The organism is Bradyrhizobium sp. CCBAU 53421, from assembly GCF_015291625.1.
Taxonomy (GTDB): domain Bacteria; phylum Pseudomonadota; class Alphaproteobacteria; order Rhizobiales; family Xanthobacteraceae; genus Bradyrhizobium.
Window position 1 is genome coordinate 7,881,141 of the sequence record NZ_CP030047.1, and the last position, 20,932, is coordinate 7,902,072.

Genomic DNA, 20,932 nt, shown 5'->3' on the forward strand with positions numbered 1-20,932 from the left:
CGCGTGTGCCATTTCTTTGACAGAACGGTTTGCAGCTAGGACTATTCCGACGTCGCCAACATCCCTGTCGTTGCTTGCCGACCAATGAGGTCCGACTTCAATATCTTAGGCTTCGTTCTTGTAGTTGGCCTTCAAAGCACGATGACTGCTCACTGCGAATGTCCAACTCTGTCGATCATGAACCGCGAGCCCACCACCGACTCCCCGCGCTTTCCGACTGGGTAACCTAAGTTCACTGAACTGGCCGCTTTGGAACGTTTATTTCTTATCCAACGTAACTTGGTCGGCAAGCCAGTCGGATGACCAGCAGCTGAGCATGGTAAGCTCAGGCCCCTGATAGACGCCGTTCAGTTTAGCTGTGCGGCGGGCCCCGACATGAAAATGCATCCGTTGATATGCTGTAGCGGATGTCAAGGCGCTTGGCAGAACAACCATGTAAAGGACCGATTTAGCTTTGTACGACGCCAGCCGAACTGAGCGTGGAGGAAGCGAGTTCTAGCTGCGCGCGCAAACTGTACGTTTCGTACTTTCCAGATATCTGACGTTCGACGCGCTGCTGGCCCACATGAACCACCCAACGTAAAGTCTAATGAGCTGGCAACAAGATGCTAAAAAAACGATTGATCTTGGGTCACTTGCTAAAATGACAGCCGGCGCAGAACTCCGACAACGAGCAGTTCAGAACAGCGGCGGATCAGTGCTTTCAACACGCTGCCGGACCGTCGGCGCATCAGTGAGATGATAAAGACTATGTCAACAGTGGAAGATGTCGGCACGCCGAACTCAACGCGAGCCGAGACAGAGCATAGCGCATTGGTATACCGATAGAGGCCTTTCGACGAAGAGCGAAGCGCCGCCCGCCGTCCCATGTCCTACGGCTATGGCAAGGACGGACCAAGCTGAGCCCGATGGGAGCGGCCAGACAAGCTCCCATGAAGGAGAGCCGGTAGGCTACTTCGACGGCTTGATGAAGAATGAGATGCAACCCTTATTGTCTTTGTAGAGCCACTGATAGGTGCGAGGAAGGAAGAGGACAGCGTCATTTACGTAGAAGAACAGTTCATCGGTCACCTTGGGCGTCACGTATTCAGAAATCTTCTTCACGCGCCGGTCGGGGTCTGGTTCGAGGAAGTCCACTTCGCTGCCAAGCGAACCATAACGCGCCACCGGCTGGAACCAAGGCTGAAAGTAGTACCGCCGCAGCGGTAATGCGAGAACATGGACGACGGTCTCGGTCCAGGACAACTGGGTGCCATCCTCCGGATTGCGGAAGGTCGAATATCCGCGCGCGTCCGTCTCAACGCCGCCATTCATCAAGATTGCTTCGCCCGCGCCCGCGGCCACTTTGCATGTGTCCCTGCTGGTCGAATAGTTCTCGTACTGACGGGCAAGCGCAGCCGGATCCGGGTTGGTCCAAACGTAGTATCGTTCGAGGCGGCCGACCTTGTAGCCCGTGGCAAAGCAAGGGTCGGCTGTTACAAAGGAGACCAGCGCTCCGGCATCAGGGATGTAGTCCAGCTTGCCGGTTGGCTTGCAAATCAGTCCCGCTTGATCCACAGCGGTGAATAGAAGTCGGTCCCCGACCGTGAGTGCCAGGTATGCAATGACAACGGCGGAAAGCGCCGGGCCCAGATAGTAGCGCCATCCTGAACGGACTCCCATCAGGATACGTTCACGACCGCCCGGCATGGAGTTTGGAGCCGTCACCGGCGCAGAGAGCTTTCCGGCGAATGCTTTGCGCCAAAGCGCGGTCATTCGGTCGTCGGTCGCGGAAGCGACGCGCTTACCACCGACGATCAATGCTCCAATGATGCCCACCAGGATCAGGAACGTCCCGGGATATTGTGCATAGGAGGCGAGCCATTGCGAGATCCATGACGGCAGGAACCCACTCAACGTCCGGATAATGTCCGAAACCCATTTGAGCGCGTTGACCCTTTCACCAAGCGGATCGCTCCGCCCAGTGAAGGGAAATACGACGAACACCATGGTTGCCGCCAATGTGAGAAAATATAGCGCCGCCCGGGTGTAGACCAGCGGCCAGACGTCTTGGCGCTCGGCGAGGACGCGGGCCTGAGCTTGCTCCGATGTTTCCGGCGTGTTGATCGTCGGCCCCGATGCGCTGTCCGGCAAGCTATCGATTCTGAACCGGACGCTGCCGTCTTGCGCTATCTCGGGCGAGATAACGTCATAGTCATGTGGAATTCCAATCGGCGCATAGACATGGGCGTTGTTTTTTATGCGCCGTAATACCGTCTCGTGGATCTTGGGCTTCTCAACATATACCTCATCGCCGGTCGTCCAGGAGAAGCGCTGCCGGGTCAGGCGGGATATGCGTCGTGGCCCATAGCGGTAGTAGCTCGCCGCGCCCGCGCGGGAATCATACAGCCGGCCGTCTTTATCCTGCGCCTGCTTAGTTTCCGCGAGCGCTGCAGGATCCGATAGCTTGAAGCAAAGACCCTGGGCTCTCGCTTCCTGCATAATCCAGTATAGCGGGATCTGAGCGAGGGAATCGTCCGGGTATCCGCCCCCAACGTTCGCATGTACCCCGACAAACCAGACCTGGCTAATTCTCTCCGCGCAGGTATAACGGGGCGTTCCGCTTGTCGGTTGTTTCTCCTGTCTCTCATTCCAAAGAACAGGATGAAATGTGGTGCGCTCGTCATCGAGGGAAAGCGCATGGCACGCGCGCTTGACACTGGGATGAAGCGTGTGGCCGGGCAGTTCCAGCGGCCATATCCATTGGCTCACACCTTGGGTCATCTCGTCGATCGGAAGGCCATAAGCCGCAACCGTATCCCACAGCCCCAGAAAGCGGATGACTGGCGTTTGCCTTCCGGCAGGCACGGTCGCTGGCTTGGAAGACACTTCTCTTCCAAACAATTTCTTCAGGCCAAGGACCATCAAGTACCAGTTCGTATGGAAATGCCTTCTGTGATACGCCCGGTAGGCCTTTTTCGCCTGCCGGTCCAATTCGCTATCGGAGATGCCCTGTGCCGGAATCAAGCCCTGGTCGAGGATCAAGCCCATCGTCACGCGGATGGTGAAAGCGCCACGGCTGAAGCCGAATGCGAATATCTCGTCGCCCTCGTTGCGGTAGTTGCGACAGGCGAACTTGTAGAGCGTGATGACATTGCGGCGCAGACCAATCCCGAAGGCGCCACCTAGGATCGCCAACGGCTTAAAGGACGAGGTCCCAACGCCGTCATCATAGCAAGCGACTTGATCGTCGTTGGTAAGATCCAGCGCGCTGAACATGCGCCAAACGTTTGTCCGCCAAACCTTTGCCGAGGAATTGCCGGTGCCATCGGAGAGGAGCACGATGCGTCGTGGCATTTTCTTCCTCAAATCAAGACTGAAATCAGCGGGCCGCTGCGGAGCGAACAATATAAGGTTGCAACATCATTTAGGTGAACGCTCCGGGGGCGCAAGTCAAGACCATTTGCAGTCTGCTCCTCAAGGGATGTTTGCCCAATGAGAAGAGTAACTTGCTGCGCTGCCAACATGCAGGAAATCGATGCAGGAGTTCGGCAACTTTCTGCATCATCTCGCAGGATTTCAATCGATGACTGACCTAAACTGATCGCACGATAAACTGTCGGCCTGGCGGCCCCCGCGCATGCTCCTACCTGGCCATCTTCGCGCGAGTGGGCGGCAGCCGCCAATCTCTTTCAGATGGCATTCAGTGGAACACAAAACCCATCGCGAGCGCCATCCGTCCGTTCCCAGACAAATTCCAAGGTCTGAGCTAACCCAATCACTCGATAAGGACAGCTGAGCTGTTTCCATCCTAGATTCAGGCTCGGATTCAGGCTCGGCGATTTTCCGTGGACGCTGTGTTTTTAATCTCAGCGCGCTTGCGGACGCAAATGCGGATAGGCGAGGAGTTTTGCCCTACGCTATTTCTATTGGACTCGATCCTTGTGACAACCCTTTTTGCGTCCAATATCCGCAGCTGGGCCCCGATTCAGTTCCGCGAGCACGAACGATTGACCGAACTCAGGGGTTCGGATTACGAATTTACGCACGCCGCAAGAGGAGGATCGGGAAAGAGAGTATCGCTGATGGTTGTTGGCTACTGCATAATTTGTCCCTAGCAACCGGGCCTTTGTAAACAGTGTTCGCGTCCCTCGCGATCCGTGCGAAAAGCTTCGATGAAGCCGCCTTGACGCTGCGTTACGAATACCGTCTTTCCATCAGCACCACCGAATGCAAGATTGGTGGGTTCGCTACCCTGCAGATCGACCTCTCTCTGCAGCGCGCCATCGGGTTGCATAACCGCAATCTTGCCTTTCTGGATTCGTGCGACCAGCAATCGTCCCGCAGTGTCGGTACGCAGGCCATCCACGGTATCCGCCTGGAAGGTCTTGAGCGTGCGGGCCGACATCAGTTCGTTGCCGCGAACGTCATAAGCCCAGATCTGGCCGCTGCTCGACTCGCTGACATAGAGGGTCTTCTCATCGGGGCTCAAATCGATGCCGTTCGTTGTGCCCATCGATCGTGCCGCGGTCATCACCTGGCCTTGCACCGACCCGTCAGCGGCTTTTGCAATCCGCCAGATCCGGCCGCTACGCGCCTTCCAATTCGGGTCACTGGCGTAGATCGTGCCGTCTCGAGCGATAGTCATATCATTTGGCTGACTCATCGCATCGGCATGAAAATAGACTTCCGATTGCAGGCTGCCTTGCTTGATCTGGAGAATGTTGTGCTTTTTGTAATCGGCGACGAACATCGTCCCATCGCGACTAAAGCGGATCGAGTTGCCGACACTGCCTTCTGGCAAGTCCAGATATTTTTTCGAGCTGGCGCTTCCCGGGGCGAGCTTGCCGATCGTGCCCTGCTTTCCGAAATTGACGACAAACAGATTCCCATCGCGATCGACGGCAGGTCCTTCGATGCCGAAGGTGTATTCGCCAGGTTGCGTCACCGCCTGGCTCTCAAACAATTTTGGACCTGCGTACGCGGCGCTTGCCACGAGCGTGACCAGCAATGCGCTACCGCAAGGGCACAAGAGCCTTTTTAGGAATGTAATAGCCATCGGCGTCAGTGCACTCTCCGCTCAGGAAAGGATCGGCCGGCCGGTAAATTCGGCTAAAACCCGGCTTACCTACGCCCTCCGCTTCTGTCACGATAACGACCTTGGTTGTCGGAATTTGGCCGCAGATCTTGCCGGTCTTGCTGAAGAAATCCCTCTCGGCCGGCCCCTGCTTGACCTTCATCCGCGTGCCGGGAACCATCGTGCCGGCCAGGTAGTCCGCCAGGTCGAGAAGGCGCGCATAACCCGGTTCCGTCTTCGGCAAGGACTCTCCTCCGGGCGGCATCAGCCTCTCGGCGCCAAAGCCGCGTAGACGCGTGCGCAATTTACCGGAATCGGGATCTCCCGGATAGATCCAGCCGTCCTGCGACAGCATGAATTTCAATGCGGCCTGATCTTTGTCCGCGTCTGATTGGCCGTGCTTCAAAGCGAAATCCGAATGGCAGCCAAGGCAATGTTTCTCGATAATCCCGCTGCGAACTGCGGTAAGCCGGGCGCGGTTCTTAGGATCGTTTGCGACGAAGTCAACCAACTCGTCGATCTGTGCTTGGGTTCGCATATCGCATGGCAATGGATCTGGCGCATTGCCAAGCGCGCGATCAATGCGGATGACGGTCTTGTTCTTGTCCTCCACCAGCCAGATCGCCCCATCGGCCGCGACAGTCAACCCAACCGGTGCCCCTCGCGGTCGTGCGCCATTGACCCTATGCCATCCTGAAATTAGCTCCTCGAACGGCGCCGCGGGGGCCCTGCCCGCATCGGTCTCAAACGCACGTGAGGGCACGGCCTCGCAGCTGACCTTATAGCTGACCGGCGGAGCGATGACCTTTGGAAAGCCGTGATCGTCGACGTCGTAGATCAAGACCCGGCTGCCCGCAGGCCGATAGCCGTGCAGCCCGACCAGCAGCTTGCCATCCAGCTCCGGAAATCTGCTGCCATGATAATACAGCATCCCGAGCGGCGCGCCGTGGGGCGGTAACAGCGAGTGCGGCGGTTTGTAGATTGCCGTGTCGTTGCAGAAGTTCTTGTAGGGTCCGTTCTGCAACACGGACCTAAACTCCGGGCTCGGTGTTGCCAGATCGTAGCAATACGGCCAGCCGTAATGTTTTCCCTTTTCAATCGCGTTGATCTCTTCGTTGGGTTTGAAGAAATCCTTCAAGTCCCTGCCGTTTTCACCCTGAAGGAAAGCAAAGCCCGGTTCCGGAAACCGCAAGTGCAGCGCCAATGCCATCGAGTTGCGTAGTCCCCGTGCGTAGATCTCGCGCGGCGGGTTGGGATCGGCGGGTTTGAGCGCGGGGAAGACGCCACCATTCGGCGGCATGAACATCCAGATCGATGCGAGCGGCGATGGTCCCTCTCCCGTGGGGCACACCTTGGTCACCGGCCTTCCAGGATTTGGGATGCAATCGTCGCTGTCTGAGCCGACGTTGACGAAGATCCTGCCCGTCTTATCGAACACGAACTGCTTCAGCGAATGGCTGCTCTCCGCTACCTTCGTGCCGTCGGAAAGGGTTGTCCTGCGGCCCGGCAGGCCGTGGATGATTATCTCCATCGTACTGCGCGGATTGGAGGCAAGCGGATCGAAGCGAAAGATCATCTCTGCAGTTGAGGCATAGACCTTCCTGTCCGGGCCGACCGCCAATCCAAAAGGATACTCGAGCCCGGTTATCGCTTCCCTGATCCGCTTTCCATCCGCAGCATGAGGATCCAAGATCAGCAAGCGACCATCCGTACGTTGCCACCCTCCCATGTCCGAAATAACAAAAAGGTCATGGCCAGGAATCTGTACAATCGAGCGCGGAAAGATCAGACCGTCGTCCTCGCTGGCGACCAGACCTGCGCAGAAGCCCTGCCTCATATCGATTTTGATCCGGGGGAACGACAGCCTTCCGCTGCCGCATTGCTCGGATCCCAGCGTGTAACCGCTCTTTTTGAGGGCTTGCGACGACGCGACTGGACTGCCGGTCGATAGAACAGCAAGCGCAATCATCGACACATGAAAGACATGCGCGAGAGGACGACAACGGCTCGATACTTTCAATGGCGAATCTCCCCAAAATAACCGACGGCAATACGACTCGGTCTCCAGCAACCATACCGTGTGAATACACGGTTTGTCTCGTCCCGTGGTTCTATCAGACAAATGTACTTGGCGGACGACACTGCGAGCGCGATTGCTTAGTCGTGGCTGGCAAAGAACCGGACATTGATGATCTCGCGATCACCGCATGCCGGCACGTCCGGCAGATTACGTTTCTATTTCCCGGGTTGCCGCCTCGGTCTCACTGCTGGGACAATGCAACGGCACCGCCCCGAGCGCAGAAACCCAGTCATGAAGCATTCGTCGTGACCGGTAACGTTCATCGTAACCAAAAGCGCGAAGGTACGTTCTGGACGAACGTTGGCTGCATCTGGCCGCGCGATGGCGGCAAAAGGCCTTGAATGTATCGAACTAATCGCCCGACCAAGTGGCGGTCGACTGGCCATCCACGAGCGCAAGGAGGCGAAAGACTAGCCGCGCAATTGATTCAGCAAAGCTCTCAGTCGCTCTTTGTATTCTCCCAGAACAGTGGCAAGGCGCACTGGCGCAGCGAGGAAAATCACCGATCGGTTCACGACGGGTCGAAGCAAGTGAGAGCTGTGCAGTGAAAGCTGTGCCGCGCAACGTGCAGAGCGATGCCCGTCCGCAATCGTATGCGCCGCGCGTCGACAGAATGGACGCGGGATCCTGCCGTCGGCCGAGACGTCAACCGCGTCTGACAGACATATCCCGCCAATCAGTATGAGCCTAAGCTTTCCGCAGTGACGGCAAACGAATGGCCGCCGAGGATAGAGGACCTGCCGAGTAGGCGGGGATGTTGCAATCCCTGCCCCTCACCAACCCGGACGAGCGGATTACCCGCATCCGGTCCTTCGCGCGTAAGCTTCGCTCCCGGGACGGCATATTGGTGGACGATCTTGGCTGTCGGCAGCGGGTGTCGCGCGAGCATAGCCCGGAAGCGCGACCACGGCAGATTGCTGTGGCGGCGGCCACGCGGGAGGGACCACCGGAGGCGGCAAACATATCGTCGATATGAAGAAGCCTCGCGATGAATCGAGGCCACAAAACGGCGCCTCGCCGACAAGAGCTGGCTGCGGAACGTGTTGCGGCTGCCGTAGAACCACGTCGCTAACATCCGCCCCGGCTAACGGCCCACAAGGGAGCAAAACGACCGGGCCATTGCACGGCCCGGTCTTTTCTTCTACTTCGGGCGCCTTGCCGACCTACCCTGGAATGTACACGCAACCGGGATCGTCCGGAGGACAGTCACATTTACCGATCGTCTCGGCCAAATTGGAGAGTTGAGGTCTGTCCTTCACAAACTCCTTGATGGCCGTCAGGCTCTTCCGGCTTACCTTGACGAACTGTCCGGAAGACTTGAGACGTGTATTGAGCTCATCACCCAAACCCGCGTTATGTACGGCAGTCATGATCTTTCCCAGGCCATGTACGCCGAAATTGACGTGAGTCCCTCCTGAGCGGGCCGGTTTGGGCTTGGCGGCTTTCTTGGTCGCGTTCGGCGCCTTTTGGCCTGCTGCTGGTTTGCCTCTCTTGGCTTTCTTAACTGTTGCCATGTCTTGCTCCTTTTAAAGGACCGGTTTGAAAATCTTCAATGCTAGAAATTGCTGAACTGCCCGCGCCGCGCCTTGTTCGGCGCGTCCACCTGATGCGGTGATGAGCGAACCTTCGTAAATCGGGCCACGAGCCACATCGAGAATTTTTGCTTCTCCCTTATCCAGATACAGCCCTACGGTTAACTGGTGTGTGTCCTTGCGCGACACGGTAACGGGAAAGCTCACGTCAGTGGCTTGTAACTGCGGCCCTGTCGGCGCGAAGACAATTTTGGGTGATGCCCCACCGCCAATGGTCGTGGTGAACTGAAGCTGCTGAACCATGCTCGGCGGGCCTTTTTTTACCGTCGCCACATCCTTGTTGAGCTCGTCGAGATTCTCGAACAGACTCATCAAGGTGAATTCCTTGATCAACTTCGCGAGGCCAATCCTACCCGCGATGGGGTACACATAATCTTCAGTTCTCACCAGATGGTGTGTGCAATAGCTCTCGCTCGTCTTTTGAACGAGATTTCCGAAGTTGTCGGTGATCGTAAACGACCACTCGTTCTGCCTTTGCCTGTCGAAATTTCCAGTGAGACCCAGGGTCACAAGCGACGTAATGGGCGTCGGCCTAATGAGGTTCGCAGCCGGATCGATGTTGTTCGTTTCCAAGCCCGTTAGATCGTAGTAGTAGGCGATGCCTGTACTGTAGAGGAGCTTTGTCACCGTACGGGCGAAACCGGTCACCTGTGAAGGATCAAAGGCTCTAATCGCCTCGGGATTCTCGTGGTACGCCCGCTTGAGCTCATTTCCGACTGCATAGGAATAGTCGTCGAGTTTCTTCTTGTTCATATTGTTGTCGGGGCTAGTCAGATAGCCGAGCAATGCGTCTATTACAGCCTGCCGCGCCTCGCAGCGGACCTGCCTTGCAATATTTGAGGCTGAAATATGCGCAACGTCATCCGTGACTGGCGCAATGGCGCATCCGCTCAATACAAGTAATGCGCCAAATAAAGATATGCGGGTGCGCTTCGCCCGTGTTCGCATTGTATCCCCCAATACATTACTGAAATCCGCAACTTTTGAAACGATCGGTCTCGAATAGACGCCAAAAAACTCAACTTCTCGCTGACTGATCGACCCTTCGATAGGCAGGGCGCCGCATGAATATGCCGTGGACCATCGCGTCGATGCTTTTGCGGACGCGGCTTGCCATCAAGTGGCATCGGGCATTCCCCTCCCAACCCGTCCCACTTGCCACCTCAGAAACTCAACTCGTGAAGACGTCAAACCGACTGTTCAATGCCAACGCCCCACAACCCCGGGATGAGCCTAGCCTATCTATCTGGTCAGACAACCACAAAGTGCACAAGTATTTCGCAGTTTTTCGGCAAAAGAACCGCCACTTGCGCATCGTCGCCAAACCGTAACCCGTGACCCCAGCTGCTAACCAGCCGCCTCTCCACGTCGGAAAAACCGGCGGATGCTGCAGGTCTTCCCGGCCCCGGCGCGCCTCGCGTAACGGGGGTCAGATCTGACCGGCGTGCGGCAGCAGGTTTGATCACGCGCTGACCGCCCGAGTGCCGGCCCCATCGTGCGTGAGGATCTCAGCAGATATTCGGGACGCTGTGTGTCTGCGCGCTCGAAGATCGCGGTCGGATGCGCTCACCCGTATATCGAACGCGTCGCCCCGATATCGCAAAGCACCTCGCGCCACTCGCGAAGCGAACTGAGCACAATCGACATGCGAAAGGCGGCCTTCCGAGTTTTCTTCGGGCGCGCGGATCAGGACATGTTGCTGGCGTACGTCCGCTCCCGCGGACTACACCAATGCTTTAGCGTTATACCAGGTATACTATTCGGTCAAGCAGGCTGCAAAATGAGCAGGTTATGCGCTAATAATATGCAAGGAGCCAACTGGAGTTCAGTTCTGGTCCGAAACAAAGAGAAGACCCTTGAACAATCTGCAATTGGGGATTCCGTCCATTCTGCATGAGCGTGTCCGAGAGGAGCTCCTCAAGCGGATTACGACAGGCACCTACCTGCCGGGTGATTCGATTCCCTCAACAGCGGCGCTTTGCGAAGAGTTCGGCGTCAGCCCAATTACCATCAAGCGCGCACTACGTGACTTGCGCGTCTCGGGCGAGTTGGTGGCAGTTGCGGGCAAGGGCACCTTCGTCAAGCGGAAAAGAAGATTCGTTCTCGCGCTGGACGCGGGGATATCGACCTGGCGCGGAGCCAGCATTCGCCTGCTATCCGTCACAAGGGAAAAGATATCCGAACCGACGATGGAGATCTTCAATCCGCCCGCTAAGGCCATGCTGTGCGTCAGGAAGATGATATTCTTTGCCGACGAGGTGACGGTCATGTACGATGCGACCTATCTTTCATCGGACGTTGAAAGCGACATCGTGGACGAATTCGGTGAACGGTTGATAGCCGACGCGCTACAGCGACATGGGATTGATATCGTCAATACCTCCCACCTGGTGGATGCAGCCCCTGCTGCTGGGCAAGCTGCCGAATTATTCTCGGTACCCAATGGTTATCCGATGTTACGCCGTTTCTACAAAGTTGAGACAGCCAAACCGACCATCACTGTTTTCGGTGTCGTGCAATCTCCCTTCGACCGGCTTGCCTGCTCCATAAACATCCAGTCGGGCTCTTATCCCAAGCGCAAATGAACCGCGGATGCAAGCTCTCAACAGCCCCGCATGGACCGAACTGTGATGTGTTCTCGCAAGCGCTTAAGAAGCGCTGGATGCGGCAATTGGCTACTGCAAGAGAGACTTTGCTGACATCCAGCTGGGAGCACGGTCGTTCGTTCCGTACAAAAGTGGCGCACTGTCGACACGATGCAGATCAAAAGTCAGCGTGCCCACGATGAACCGGCGACACCACGAAAAATGTGTTTCCGGATTGGCTATAAGTTGGAAGCCGCTTTGCGCTGAGCTTGATAGCTGGCGATCAGCGGCGATCTCCCTGACCTTGGGCCGCCGGCTTTCACTGCCGGCGGCTCCCTTTCGACAATGCCTTCTGTCGTTTGTTCTCGAGGTCCGTTGCGGGTCGGCGCACGATTGAGAAGCCGTCTTGGTCTTCGACGGCCCTGCTGCGAACGGCCGTCGACTTGGTACTTCTGCGATTGAGAGGAATTAGATCACGTCTGGAACAATAGTTTGCACGATTGACGCATCCAAGGTTTCGTAATCCCTCAATCCGATCAGCTCGTACAGTTCCGCGCGTGTCTGCATCTCGTGGACAATGTTATGGGCGCCACCGTCTCTTTTGAGGGTGGCAAACAGATTGGTCTGAGCCTTGTTGGCAACCCGGAGGGAAGAAACCGGCCATATCACCATCCGATAGCCCATTTCCTGAAACTCGGAGGCGGTGAAAAACGGCGTTCGTCCGAACTCCGTCATATTCGCGAGCAACGGCACCTCTCCCATCCGCTGTGCGAATTCTCTGAGCATCTCGCCACTGGTCAGCGCCTCCGGGAAAATCGCATCGGCGCCGGCCTCGACATAAAGCTTGGCCCGCGCAACGGCCCCATCGAGGCCTTCGCTTGCAGCGGCATCCGTGCGTGCGATCAAATAGAGATCGCGCCGCGCACGTGCGACAGCCGCAACCTTTGCTGCCATGTCGTGCGCGTTTGCGAGCTTCTTGTCATTGAGATGACCGCACTTCTTGGGAAGGATCTGGTCCTCAATATGAACGGCGCCCGCACCTGCATCTTCAAAGCAGCGTACCATATGCATGACATTGAGGATCTCGCCATAGCCAGTGTCCCCGTCCACGAGCAGGGGCAGCCCACTCGCGCGAGCAATCTGACGAATGAAGAATACCACTTCATCGATTGTGATGATGCCGAGATCCGGCAGCCCCATGGATGCGCTCATCGCCGCGCCGGACAGATACAGGCCCTTGAAACCTGCCGCTTTTGCCTGAAGGGCCGCCATGCCGTTGTGAGTTCCTGGAAGCTGCACGATCCCGCCACTCTGCACCAGAGCGCGAAAGCGCTGGCCGGCGGAAGACCGTGGAAGATCAGCAGCAATCAAATACGCCATGTCACTCTCCTCACGCCGCGCATGACGCAGAGGATCCAGTCCTGTGCTGGATCGGCACGAAGGGGCGATTTTCCGGCCCGATGTAGTTGGCAGACGGCCTGATGATCTTGTTGTCCGCGCGCTGCTCGATGACGTGAGCGGCCCAGCCTGACGTGCGTGCGATGACAAAGATCGGGGTGAACATTGCGGTCGGCACGCCAAGCAGGTGGTAGGAAACAGCGCTGAACCAATCAAGGTTGGCGAACATTGTTTTGCGCCGGGCCAGCACGCCTTCGATCCGTTCGGCGATGTCGAACATTCGGCTCGAACCGGCCTGCCTGCTGAGCTGCTGCGCAACCCGCTTGATCACTTCATTGCGGGGATCGGCGATCGTGTAAACCGGGTGCCCGAAGCCGGTGATGACCTCCTTGGCCTCGATGCGACGGCCAATGTCACGTTCCGCTTCATCTGGATCGGCGTATCGCTTCTGTATATCGAAGGAGAGCTCGTTGGCCCCTCCATGCTTGGGACCTCGCAGCGCGCCGATGGCGCCCGCAATCGCCGAATGCATGTCCGCGCCGGTGCCGGCGATCGAGCGCGCAGTGAACGTGGATGCATTGAATTCGTGCTCCGCGTAAAGGATCAAAGATGTGTGCATGGCGCGAATGTGGCTGTCCGCTGGCGTTGCACCGTGCAACAGATGCAGGAAGTGCCCACCGATCGTGTCATCGTCGGTTTGCACTTCGATGCGACGGCCGTTGTGGGCGTAGTGATACCAATACAGCAGCATCGAACCAAGCGAAGCCAGAAGCCGATCGGCAACATCGGATGCCGCGGCTGCCCCATGGTCGGCGGCTTCCGGCAAGACGCAGCCAAGGGCCGAGACGCCACATCGCATGACATCCATCGGGTGCGCTGAGGCAGGCAGCGCCTCGAGGGTCGATCGAACCGCCATCGGCAGCCCGCGCAGAGATTTCAGCCTGGCCTTGTACGTGGTCAGCTCCTGGATCGAAGGGAGCACGCCATGCACCAGAAGATAGGCGACCTCCTCGAACTCGCAGTTCTCGGCGATATCGATGATATTGTAGCCGCGATAATGCAGATCGTTTCCCGTGCGGCCGACGGTGCAAAGTGCGGTGTTACCCGCGATAATGCCCGATAGCGCCACCGACTTCTTTGGTGCAACCGGCTGCTGGACTGGAGCAAGCTCTGTCATATCGATCTCCTTCAACACCGGCATCACGCCTGGCGACCATCGTTCCAATCGAACAGACCAACACGCTCCGCTTGGCCAAGCAGATCGCTATCGACCGCGAAATTGAGAGAGCCGAGCTCGCCGGCGTTGAGTTGCTCCACGCGATCGACCGCCTCGAGGAAGCGCGTCTGCTCGGCTGCACTCACGACACCGTCTGCGAGCGTACGAAACTTGTTGATGTAGTCCGAGCGGCCGAATGGTCGGGCACCGAGCGGATGAGCATCGGCCACCGCGATCTCGTCCTCGATCGTCGCGCCGTCCTCCAGGGTGACGACCACCCGCGCGCCGAACGCCTTCTGCCGAGGGTCGTGGCTGTGGTAACGACGGGTCCATTCTGGATCCTCAACCGTCCTGATCTTGTGCCAAAGGGCGACCGTCTCTGGGCGGCCCGCCCGTTCGCGAGCGTATGATTTCTCGTGATGCCAGGCGCGGTCCTCGAGCGCGACGGCGAAGATGTACATGATCGAATGATCAAGTGTCTCGCGAGAAGCATGCGGATCCATCTTCTGCGGATCGTTGGCTCCCGTGCCGATCACATAATGCGTGTGATGACTGGTGTGAATGACAATCTCCCGCACGCGACCCAAATCACCGATCGCCGGCGCCAATCGACGCGCGAGATCTATGAGTGCCTGGCTTTGATACTCGGCCGAGTGCTCCTTCGTATAAGTGTCGAGAATTGCTTGTTTCGGCTCGCCTGGCTCCGGCAGAGGCACACGATAATTTGCGTCCGGACCGCCGAGCAGCCAGGCGATGACGCCATCTTCGCCCTCCCAGGCGGGGGACGGCGCGCCCTCTCCGCGCAGCGCCCTGTCGACCGCCTCGACCGCCATTTTGCCCGCAAAGGCCGGTGCGTACGCCTTCCAACTCGATATCTCGCCCTTGCGGGACTGCCGCGTCGTGGTCGTGACATGGAGCGCTTGCTGGACGGCTTGATAGATCGTCTCAGCAGCGAGGTTGAGCAGCGCGCCAATTCCGGCCGCCGCGGACGGCCCGAGATGCGCGATGTGATCGATTTTGTGTTCATGCAGACAGATGCCCTTCACGAGATCCACGTGGATCTCGTAACCGGCCGCCACACCTCGAATGAGATCGGCGCCGGAGCGTTTGCAGTGCTGGGCAACCGCGAGAATCGGCGGAATATTGTCGCCCGGATGGGAATAGTCCGCAGCCAGGAACGTGTCATGGAAGTCGAGCTCTCGAACGGCCACACCATTGGCCCAGGCAGCCCATTCCGGCGAAACGCGGCGCTCAGTGGCGAAACCGTACAGGGTTGCGCCGGGTGTATAGCTATGCGCCAATGCTTGCGCTCGTGCGCTCACGACTGAGCGTCGCTTTAGCGAGGCGGCTGCGACCGCGGCATTGTCGATGATCCGGTTTCCGATCATCTGGGCCACCGTCCGCTCCACCGGAACCTGATCGGCGGCCACTTCGGCAATCTTCCAGGCAAGCTGGCCGGACCTTGGCAAGGGCGCTCGTGAAGGGTGAACATGAACGTCGTACTGCTTCATTCTTTGCACCTCGGCTGAATTTGTGCAAACTTAGCAAAGCCAAACTCAGCGAAGTAGCGTCAAAGATGCTCATAATTGCCGACGAACCGCCCATTTTTGTAAATTTTGCGAATACATGAGGCCACTCAAGGTATTCGCAGGGGATCGGCTACGGCGCCTGCGGGAGCAACGCGGCACGACGCAGGCCGCCTTGGCACAGACCCTCAATATCTCCGCGGGTTATCTGAGCCAGATCGAGGCCGACCAAAGGCCGATTACGTCACAAATGCTGTCAAAACTGACGCGGCTGTTCAATCTCGAAACTGGATACTTCGCGGACGACGAGGATCTGCGCATGGCGGGCGAGCTGCGCGAGAGCGCGAGCGATCCCTTGTTCGGCACGGCAATTTCCGCGGAGGAATCGGGCGCTGCCGTGCGCGTTGCCCCTGAAGTTGTGCGGCGCTTCCTCCATCTCTACCGATCTTATCTCGCACTTGAGGAGGAGCACCGCGCACTTCAGACGAGTTTTGCAGAGGCAGACGGCGCGGCGAGCCGATTTCCCTATGACGAAGTCCGCGACTGGGTGCAATCCAAGCGCAACCATTTCGATGTGCTGGATCGTGCGGCGGAACGGCTCGCCGCGGCAAAGCATTTTCAACCGCAGAATCACGGGGAGGATTTTCTAAAATACCTGCGTGATGCCTACCGGATCAGGATTGAGCACGCGCCTGAATCGCTGGACCACGGCATGATTTGGAGGCTCGACCGGAACGCGCGGACGCTGTTTCTGTCCAAGGACGCGCCATCGGAAAGCCGCGTGTTTTGGATCGCACACGTGATCGGTTTGCTTGAGCAGCGCGATGCAATCGATCGCCAGGTTCGACAGGCGTGCCTGAGCAACGAAGAAGCCGCCGCATTGGCCCGTGTTGCCCTCGCCAATTACTTCGCCGGCGCACTCGTCATGCCGTACGAAGCATTCTTGAGCAATGCGCGCGAGGCGCGATACGATATTGAGCGGCTGCAGCTGCGTTTTGGAACGAGCTTCGAGCAGGTATGTCATCGCCTAAGCACCCTGCAGCGCAGAACCTCACCTGGAATTCCGTTCTACTTCCTAAAGATCGATATCGCCGGCAATGTCCTGAAGCGAAGCAGCGCAACTCGCTTTCAATTCGCGCGTTTCGGCGGCCCCTGTCCATTGTGGAATGTGCATCAGTCGTTCTCTCAACCCGGTCGCATTATGGTTCAACTTGCAGCTACGGCCGACGGTACGACCTATTTGTGCATCGCACGCACGGTGAGCCTATCCGGCGGCTCTTATTTGAGCCGTCCACGTGCGGTTGCGGTCGGATTGGGTTGCGAGATCGCCCATGCCGACCAGGTGGTCTATTCAAAGGGACTGGACCTGGAGGATATCGAGGCAGCCGATCCGATCGGGCCGGGCTGCCGCGCCTGTGAGCGCACCGATTGCCGCCATCGCGCTCTGCCACCCATTGGACGCCCTTTGGACGTCGGCACCGCGGAACGGGGTCTGGTGCCGTACCGGATCGAGACCAGGCCACGTCAACGCTAAAGACGCGCCGAGTGTGCACCTGAACAGGGCCCGAAACTTGAGCTCGCAAGCTGAAGCTGCGGGATTGGCCCCGGTTTTCGACATCTCACCGACAACCTTAGGCGGCATTCCCTCTTGCCGTGACGAGTGCCGCAACGGCATCGGCCGTCACCGCCGAAAGCGTCCAGCCCAGATGGCCGTGGCCGGTGTTGTAGAAGACGCGCGGATCGCGGCCTCTCATGACGCACGGGAGAATGTCCGGCATCATCGGCCGCAGGCCCACCCAGGGCACGACGTTGCGCGTGCTCATGCCGGGAAAGTGCCTGCGGCACCACGCGATCAGTGGTTCGATGCGCGCTGCTCTTATTCCTTGTTGGTGCCGTTGAACTCGGCTGTCCCGGCGACGCGGAAACGTCCGGAGCCAAGACGACTGGTCACGATCTTTGCGCGGTCATCCAGCAGACTTGTCCATGGCGCGGCCCGCTGATCCGAGCCGTCAGGCAAGTGCACGGTGATTGAATATCCCCTCACGGGATAGACATTCACCCGATCACCAAGATTGGCGGCGATGCGGCGAGAACCGACACCGCCGCAAACCACGATGCCATCAAAATCGGAAATCCCAGCATCACTGTCGTGATTTTCGGTCGACTTACACTTCAGCTGGATGTTCGTGCCCTTGTCGAGCGCGATCGAGAGCACATCGGTGGAGAAGTTCAGCGTCGCACAAGGCGGCCACAGATAAGAGCCGGTCCCGTCGTGAACTTGTGGATGTCGCCCCTGAAGTCGGAAGCGGTGTAGAAGCCGCCATGGAATGTCCCGCGCAGGGCCGGCTCGATTGACCGGATATCTTCAGGGGATACAGCACGCCGCTCGAGCCCTTCTTTGGCGAGCAATGCCGAAACATACGCCGCGGCTTCAAATTCCGCCTTGCTGTGATAGAAGTGCAAGATGCAGCGGTTTTCGCAATCGAAGTCGATGTCCTCGTCCTGCGCCATTCGTCTCAGGCGGTCGCGCGACTCGATTGCCAGCCGTACGGTTGTGACGGTGCTCTCTTCGTATTTCGGGATCGAAGCGACGAATTGGGTCATCCAGGAGAGCTTGTGCCAGGACGGCGTCGGATTAATCAGAAGTGGCGCGCCGGGCGTGAATATCCACCTGATGCCTTTGAGCACCGTCGCCCAACTATTCCAAACCTCGGCATTTGAGGCTGGAAGAAGGACGTTTCCATTGCCGCATAGGGTGGCGGTCGAAAACGGTCATCCGGCAGCCCCGCTTGAGCAAGTTATAGGCTGTGGTGATTCTGGTTACGCCCGCGCCGATGACGGCGATATGGCCATGATGAGATTGGGTCGTTGGTGCTCCTGCCCGCGACACGCGGGCCATCTGGCATCACCTCTGTCATTGGCCTGAGAGCTTCATCGCAGCCGTCATCCAAGCGGCGACTTTCACCATCGGCACAGGACTGAAGTCCTGCTTTTCAGAGTCGAAATGTGAGCGTTCTTTTGCCTGAGAGTTTCCGGGGTCGTTGGTCCGTCGGCGCCGCGCCGAGCAAACTCGCCACAATTAACCGCATTCAATTCAAGCCTATTAAAGTATACTCAGTATTTCAACACTCCAGACTGCTTCAGTTTGAAACGGTTCAACGACCGGCCGCCAATTGACTGGCTTCCACGAAGACGGTATACCTAGTATGTCAACAGCAGAAATATCGCTCGTTTTGCGAGCGGTGCAAATGAACGGGAGCGAAGTTGAGAGAATGGCCGTAGAAAAATCTCTCGCCACCGCCCAGCTCTCGCTGGGTCCTGACAAGGGCTCGTTTGCGCTATTCCCCCCGAAGCTGCGGGGCGTCGAGAGCCTAGACGGGTCGTACCAGTACCCGCTGGAGATCGGGTTTGAGTATTTTCGCCTGGATCGATACGTCCTTTCGACCCAGCGCGGGCAAGGAATGCTTCGTTGGCGGAGTTTGCTGCCTCCCATTCTTGACGAGCTCAGTCTGGGCGAGGGAGGCACGCCCCTGATTGAACTTCCAGGCCAGTCCGGTCAGGCCAAAGTTTTTCTCAAGGACGAGAGCAGAAATCCGACCTTCAGTCACAAGGACAGGCTGAACCTGTGTGTGGTGAGCGCCGCCAAAATGTCGGGCGCACGCGGCATCGTTGCCGCATCCACAGGCAATCATGGCATCTCAACCGCAGCTTACGCAGCCAAGGCGGGGCTGCCATGCATTATACTTGTCCCGGAGCGCTTCAGTAAAAGCTACTTCGCTGCATTGAACGCTTACGGAGCGCATGCCGTTCCGGTCAAGGCCGAGCGCAAATTCGAGATACTCGGCAAGTTTGTAGCCGAGCTTGGTTTTCATCCGACCAGCAATTCGACACGCTACCATACTGGTCACCCTTTCGGGCCGGAAGGGTACAAGACAATCGCGTATGAGCTGTTTGATCAGCTCGGGCGGGCGCCGGCAGCCGTGGTCGTACCAACGGGCTACGCTGAGCTGCTGTTCGGGATCGTGAAGGGGTTTCAAGAGCTGATCGAGCTCGGCCTGACGGGTGATCTGCCACAGGCGTTCTCGGCCGAGCCTGCGGGGTTAGCCCCGTTGGCGACTGCGCTGGACAACAGGCTGCCGATGGCAGCCGTCAGTGCCGCGGACAGCCGCCTGACGTCGATTGCCTGTACCGTGAGCAGCTACCGTGGCGTTTGGGCGATCTCGAAGTCCAAGGGTGCCGCATTGCGCGTCACCGATCAGGAAGCGTTGAAGGCGCAAGCCAAATATGCCCGGATGGGTCTTTGGCAGGAGCTTTCCAGCTCGGCTGCGCTGGCTGCCGTCGACTTCATCTCCCCGAACTTCCAAAACAAGGACGTGGTGGTCATTGGCACATCGAGCGGAGTGAAGGACCCGATCGACTGGCACACCGTTCAGCGGGTCTGTTCGACAGTTGACGAAGCCGTCTCCTACTTGAAGGATGTGTATGCCTATAATCCTGGTCCAAACGCACAATAGCGGGCTCCGTCGATGCTGATGCAGGCAAAGGATAATGTACGCGAGCTTCCGGCAGCGCATGCCGCTATCAAGATGATCGGCGTCAACAAGTGGTACGGCGAATTTCACGTGCTGCGTGACATTGATCTGAGCATTCGCAGAGGCGAGAAGATCGTCATCTGCGGGCCGTCCGGGTCAGGCAAGTCGACCATGATCCGATGCATCAACAGGCTCGAGGTGCATCAGAAGGGACAGATCATCGTCAACGGTACGGAGCTGACCGGCGATCTCAAGAAGATCCACGAGATCCGCCGGGAGGTCGGCATGGTATTTCAGCACTTCAATCTGTTTCCCCATCTCACGATTCTGCAGAACTGCACCCTTGCACCGGTCTGGGCGAAGAACATTGCGCGCAAGGAAGCCCAAGAGATCGCAATGAACTACTTGCGCATCGTGAAGATTCCCGAGCAAGCCAACAAGTATCCGGGCCAGCTCTCTGGCGGCCAACAACAGAGGGTCGCGATCGCGCGGGCGCTGTGCATGAATCCGAAAATCATGTTGTTTGACGAGCCGACCTCCGCGCTCGATCCAGAGATGGTCAAGGAAGTGCTAGACACCATGGTCAGCCTGGCCGATGAAGGAATGACCATGCTTTGCGTGACCCACGAGATGGGCTTCGCGCGGCAGGTAGCCGACCGCGTGATCTTCATGGACGGCGGCCAGATCGTCGAAATGAACACCCCTGACGAATTCTTCGGTAATCCCCAGCAAGAGCGCGCCAAGCTTTTCCTGGGTCAGCTCCTGCACTGAAGAAACCGTGCGACGTATCGCGAAAGCGTGACGCTCTCTGATATGCGCAAGATCCTTACCGATCAGCCAGATCATCGCGGGGCTGGCAACGCATTTTTGTCAGGCGCCGAGCATGATCTTATCGCGCGATCCCCGCCCAAGAGGTTGAATCAGCTCCTTCGCCATCCGCGGCATGC

13 protein-coding genes, 1 pseudogene and 1 riboswitch are annotated in these 20,932 nt (G+C 58.0%); of the genes and pseudogenes, 4 read left to right on the plus strand and 10 right to left on the minus strand.

Going from position 1 to position 20,932, the window contains the following annotated elements:
- Nucleotides 1-951 precede the first annotated feature (951 nt).
- From XH92_RS36695 to XH92_RS36715, 5 genes are all read right to left on the minus strand, one after another.
- A complete protein-coding gene (locus XH92_RS36695; protein WP_194456423.1) occupies nucleotides 952-3,336 on the minus strand; it encodes a DUF2235 domain-containing protein in 2,385 nt (794 codons plus the stop codon).
- Nucleotides 3,337-4,093: 757 nt separating this feature from the next.
- Entirely contained in the window at nucleotides 4,094-5,038 is a 945-nt protein-coding gene (locus XH92_RS36700) for an SMP-30/gluconolactonase/LRE family protein (RefSeq protein ID WP_194456424.1), read from the minus strand.
- Nucleotides 4,995-7,025 carry a sorbosone dehydrogenase family protein gene (locus tag XH92_RS36705; protein ID WP_194461596.1) on the minus strand — a complete coding sequence of 677 codons (2,031 nt, stop codon included), beginning with the start codon at nucleotides 7,023-7,025 and terminating at the stop codon, nucleotides 4,995-4,997. Before XH92_RS36705 ends, XH92_RS36700 begins: the two co-directional genes overlap by 44 nt.
- 1,274 nt (nucleotides 7,026-8,299) lie before the next feature.
- Nucleotides 8,300-8,650, minus strand: a complete 351-nt coding sequence (locus XH92_RS36710; RefSeq protein ID WP_194456425.1) for a hypothetical protein — start codon at nucleotides 8,648-8,650, stop codon at nucleotides 8,300-8,302.
- Between the two features lie 12 nt (nucleotides 8,651-8,662).
- A complete protein-coding gene (locus XH92_RS36715) occupies nucleotides 8,663-9,676 on the minus strand; it encodes a hypothetical protein (RefSeq protein ID WP_194456426.1) in 1,014 nt (337 codons plus the stop codon).
- A 908-nt stretch (nucleotides 9,677-10,584) separates the two neighbouring features.
- Here XH92_RS36715 and XH92_RS36720 point away from each other — a divergent pair.
- Nucleotides 10,585-11,313 carry a GntR family transcriptional regulator gene (locus XH92_RS36720; protein WP_210345515.1) on the plus strand — a complete coding sequence of 243 codons (729 nt, stop codon included), beginning with the start codon at nucleotides 10,585-10,587 and terminating at the stop codon, nucleotides 11,311-11,313.
- Nucleotides 11,314-11,781: 468 nt separating this feature from the next.
- Here XH92_RS36720 and prpB read toward each other — a convergent pair whose 3' ends face one another.
- From prpB to XH92_RS36735, 3 genes are read right to left on the minus strand one after another with little or no spacing between them, the layout of a single operon-like run.
- The gene (gene prpB / locus XH92_RS36725) at nucleotides 11,782-12,693 is read right to left on the minus strand and encodes a methylisocitrate lyase (RefSeq protein ID WP_194456427.1); all 912 of its coding nucleotides are present in this window, start codon (nucleotides 12,691-12,693) and stop codon (nucleotides 11,782-11,784) included.
- Nucleotides 12,694-12,703: 10 nt separating this feature from the next.
- A complete protein-coding gene (gene prpC, locus XH92_RS36730) occupies nucleotides 12,704-13,888 on the minus strand; it encodes a 2-methylcitrate synthase (RefSeq protein ID WP_194456428.1) in 1,185 nt (394 codons plus the stop codon).
- A gap of 23 nt (nucleotides 13,889-13,911) precedes the next feature.
- A complete protein-coding gene (locus XH92_RS36735) occupies nucleotides 13,912-15,438 on the minus strand; it encodes an MmgE/PrpD family protein (protein WP_194456429.1) in 1,527 nt (508 codons plus the stop codon).
- A 190-nt stretch (nucleotides 15,439-15,628) separates the two neighbouring features.
- Here XH92_RS36735 and XH92_RS36740 point away from each other — a divergent pair, with 190 nt between their 5' ends.
- Nucleotides 15,629-16,987, plus strand: a complete 1,359-nt coding sequence (locus XH92_RS36740) for a short-chain fatty acyl-CoA regulator family protein (RefSeq protein WP_246787942.1) — start codon at nucleotides 15,629-15,631, stop codon at nucleotides 16,985-16,987.
- 97 nt (nucleotides 16,988-17,084) lie between these two features.
- Here the strand turns inward: XH92_RS36740 and XH92_RS36745 are convergent.
- Nucleotides 17,085-17,668: pseudogene (locus XH92_RS36745) on the minus strand (FAD-dependent oxidoreductase).
- A 14-nt stretch (nucleotides 17,669-17,682) separates the two neighbouring features.
- Nucleotides 17,683-18,057: an FAD-dependent oxidoreductase gene (locus XH92_RS43420; protein ID WP_246787943.1), complete on the minus strand. Its 375-nt coding sequence runs from the start codon at nucleotides 18,055-18,057 to the stop codon at nucleotides 17,683-17,685.
- A gap of 297 nt (nucleotides 18,058-18,354) precedes the next feature.
- A riboswitch (glycine riboswitch) is annotated at nucleotides 18,355-18,460 on the minus strand.
- Nucleotides 18,461-18,725: 265 nt separating this feature from the next.
- Between XH92_RS43420 and XH92_RS36755 the strand changes: the two genes are divergently transcribed.
- The gene (locus XH92_RS36755) at nucleotides 18,726-19,967 is read left to right on the plus strand and encodes a pyridoxal-phosphate dependent enzyme (protein ID WP_194456431.1); all 1,242 of its coding nucleotides are present in this window, start codon (nucleotides 18,726-18,728) and stop codon (nucleotides 19,965-19,967) included.
- An 18-nt stretch (nucleotides 19,968-19,985) separates the two neighbouring features.
- Nucleotides 19,986-20,756: an amino acid ABC transporter ATP-binding protein gene (locus XH92_RS36760; RefSeq protein WP_194461598.1), complete on the plus strand. Its 771-nt coding sequence runs from the start codon at nucleotides 19,986-19,988 to the stop codon at nucleotides 20,754-20,756.
- Nucleotides 20,757-20,932 lie beyond the last annotated feature (176 nt).

Coding starts and splice junctions, on each gene's coding strand:
- XH92_RS36695 (WP_194456423.1), bottom strand. CDS start 3,336: ATGCCACGACGCATCGTGCTCCTCTCCGATGGCACCGGCAATTCCTCG.
- XH92_RS36700 (WP_194456424.1), bottom strand. CDS start 5,038: ATGGCTATTACATTCCTAAAAAGGCTCTTGTGCCCTTGCGGTAGCGCA.
- XH92_RS36705 (WP_194461596.1), bottom strand. CDS start 7,025: ATGATTGCGCTTGCTGTTCTATCGACCGGCAGTCCAGTCGCGTCGTCG.
- XH92_RS36710 (WP_194456425.1), bottom strand. CDS start 8,650: ATGGCAACAGTTAAGAAAGCCAAGAGAGGCAAACCAGCAGCAGGCCAA.
- XH92_RS36715 (WP_194456426.1), bottom strand. CDS start 9,676: ATGCGAACACGGGCGAAGCGCACCCGCATATCTTTATTTGGCGCATTA.
- prpB (WP_194456427.1), bottom strand. CDS start 12,693: ATGGCGTATTTGATTGCTGCTGATCTTCCACGGTCTTCCGCCGGCCAG.
- prpC (WP_194456428.1), bottom strand. CDS start 13,888: ATGACAGAGCTTGCTCCAGTCCAGCAGCCGGTTGCACCAAAGAAGTCG.
- XH92_RS36735 (WP_194456429.1), bottom strand. CDS start 15,438: ATGAAGCAGTACGACGTTCATGTTCACCCTTCACGAGCGCCCTTGCCA.
- XH92_RS43420 (WP_246787943.1), bottom strand. CDS start 18,057: ATGACCCAATTCGTCGCTTCGATCCCGAAATACGAAGAGAGCACCGTC.
- XH92_RS36755 (WP_194456431.1), top strand. CDS start 18,726: ATGGCCGTAGAAAAATCTCTCGCCACCGCCCAGCTCTCGCTGGGTCCT.
- XH92_RS36760 (WP_194461598.1), top strand. CDS start 19,986: ATGCAGGCAAAGGATAATGTACGCGAGCTTCCGGCAGCGCATGCCGCT.